Source organism: Inquilinus sp., from assembly GCF_057815775.1.
Genome location: NZ_JBYRFX010000290.1, coordinates 1 through 2,469, shown reverse-complemented (window position 1 = coordinate 2,469; position 2,469 = coordinate 1). Strand labels below are relative to the sequence as shown.

The 2,469-nt window shown below is 67.0% G+C and carries 4 protein-coding genes; all 4 read right to left on the bottom strand.

Annotation, left to right across the window (positions count from 1 at the left end; translation table 11 throughout):
* Positions 1–133: 133 nt before the first annotated feature.
* Positions 134–943, bottom strand: coding sequence for an ABC transporter permease (locus AC3XYG_RS10390; protein ID WP_489139753.1), 810 nt, complete (start codon positions 941–943; stop codon positions 134–136).
* Between the two features lie 321 nt (positions 944–1,264).
* Positions 1,265–1,483 carry a hypothetical protein gene (locus AC3XYG_RS10385; protein ID WP_489139752.1) on the bottom strand — a complete coding sequence of 73 codons (219 nt, stop codon included), beginning with the start codon at positions 1,481–1,483 and terminating at the stop codon, positions 1,265–1,267.
* A gap of 273 nt (positions 1,484–1,756) precedes the next feature.
* A complete protein-coding gene (locus tag AC3XYG_RS10380; RefSeq protein ID WP_489139751.1) occupies positions 1,757–1,948 on the bottom strand; it encodes a hypothetical protein in 192 nt (63 codons plus the stop codon).
* A gap of 133 nt (positions 1,949–2,081) precedes the next feature.
* Positions 2,082–2,469: SDR family NAD(P)-dependent oxidoreductase (locus tag AC3XYG_RS10375; RefSeq protein WP_489139750.1), on the bottom strand; the 388-nt coding region annotated here is incomplete at its 5' end.

Below are 2,469 nucleotides of genomic sequence, written 5' to 3'. Positions count from 1 at the left end.
TCGCCATAGACGTACCAGTTCAGCATCAGCACCACCTTGTCGGCGGCCTGGGCCGAACCGGCGGCCAGCAGGATGCCCAGGGCGATCAACAGGCTGCGGACCATCTTCATCCTCCCCTTCTCTGGTTCTTGGTTCAGGCGGCTGTAGCCAGCTCCTGCCGGCGGCTGGCGTGCCATGGAATGACCAGCCGCTCCAGGCGGTCGACCAGCCAGAACAGGATGGCGCCGAGCAGCGCCAGGATCACCAGCGCCGCGAACATCGTCGGCAGCTCGAAATTGCCGATCGAGCGCTGCAGCACGAAGCCGATGCCGGAATTGGCGCCGACGAATTCCCCGACCACGGCCCCGACCACGGCCAGCGTCACTGAGACCTTGAGGCCGGAAAAGATCGCCGGCATCGCCTGTGGCAGCCCGACCATGCGGAACACCTGCCAGCGGCTGGCGGCCATCGCCCGGGCCAAATCGACCGTCTCCGGATCCATCGACTTGAAGCCCTGCACCGCCGAGACCACGACCGGGAACACGCCGAGCAGGAAGGCCGAGATCACCTTGGGTTCGAGGCCGAAGCCGAACCAGACGACGAACAGCGGCGCGATCGCCACCTTCGGGATCGATTGGGAGAACACCAGCAGCGGATAGACATAGGCCTCGACCGTGCGGGAGCCTGCGATCAGCATCGGGGTGGGGATGCCGATGGCGGCCGACAGCAGGAAGCCGAGCACGGTGGCCACGGTGGTCGGCACCGCCTGGCGCAGCAACTCCGGCCCGTCGCGCCACAGGGTGACGATCACCTCCCATGGCGCCGGCACCTGGTACGGCGGCAGGTGGAAGACCCGAATCGACAGGTCCCACAGGCCGACGATGACCAGCAGCAGGATGACCGGCCGGACCCAGCCGGCCTGCAGCAGGCCCAGCACGCGGCTGCGGACGCTTCCCTCTCCCATCGGCATCTCCCCGGGTTCGGTCCGGCAGAAATTAACTCGTTGGTTAAATCCTGCTGTGGCGCGGGGCAAGGGTCAAGAGGGGGAGAGGGGCGGCCCTGGAATGAGCCGGCCTCGCCCAGCCCACACCGTCATCGCGAGGCGCGCAGCGCCGTGGCGATCCAGGATTACAGCCGCCTGTGCGACCTGCCCCGCCGTAGCTGGATCGCGTCGCTGCGCTCGCGATGACGGTGGGGGCCAAAGAGGCTCCGAAAGCACCTCCAGCCCCTCCCGCAGGGCGGGAAAGGCGAAATCATCGGATTCTCGGGAAACAGACGGCTGCCCTCAGCCGCTATCCGGCTTCAGCTCCCAGGGCGGCCGGTCGAGCCGCTCCAGGGTTTCGATATCGTGCCAGCCGGCGACGATGGACGTGTTCTCATTGGTCGAGCGCAGATACCAGTGGCGGTCCTCATTCGGCCCCGATAGCGGCCACCAGGGCTGCCCGGACTCGTCGGGCGCGCCCTCCGCGCCGCGATCGATCGCCCCCGGCCGGCCAGTCTTCACCGTCGTCGCGAGCGCAGCGACGTAGGTAAGATTCGCGGCGCGAACCCAACATCGCACCACCCGAGCCAAATGTTGGGTTCACATGGCGAACCCAACCCACGAACTGCACGTCTTCGGTCCCCAGGCTGACGGCATTCGCCCGGAGAGATTACAAACGCGAGCCGGCCCCGAAAGCCCGCACGAGCCCAGGCCGGATGTTCGCGGCCGCGCCCGGTGGCTTGGATGGGCGCGGCCGTACAATGTGTCAGCGGCAGATATCCGCGATGACCCCGTTCACCAGCTGCCGGGAGGTGCGTCCGGATACATGTCGAGCGGCGTGTAGGGCGCTTCACTGACGCGCCCTGCCATCGGCTTGGCTTTGTCGGCCTGCGGGGCTTCGCCTTTATCCTGACCCTCTGCCGCCGGATTTTCTTCGGCCGGTGCGGGCTTGGCAATGTTGGTTTCCGGGGTTTTCGGATCTGACATGACGATCTCCTGATGATGTCGAAATGCATCACGCAGCGCTGGGGACGATTGCGGCGGAAAATTCGCCAGCCCACAGCGTGCCGTCGCAGATTTGCATAAAATAATATGTTTGGACAGCGGCTCCAGGGCACCTTCAGCGCGCGGTGAAGCCGCCATCCATCAGATGGAAGCTGCCGGTGACGAAGGAGGCGCGGTCGGACAGCAGGAAGCACACCATCTCGGCCACCTCCTCGGGCCGCGCCAGGCGGCCGATCGGCATCGACGCCGCCATCTGGTCGCGAGCCTCGGCCGGCGCCTTGCGCATCTCCGCCGTGTCGACATAGCCCGGCCCGATCGCGGTGATGCGGAGGCCCTGGCCGGCATATTCCACGGCCGCGGTCTTGGTCAGCCCGACGATGCCGTGCTTGGCCGCGACATACGGGCCGATGCCGGCCTGGCCGACGGCGCCCGCGGCCGAGGACATGTTGACGATGGCCCCGCCGCCGCTGCGCAGGATGGCGGGGATCTCGTATTTCAGGCCG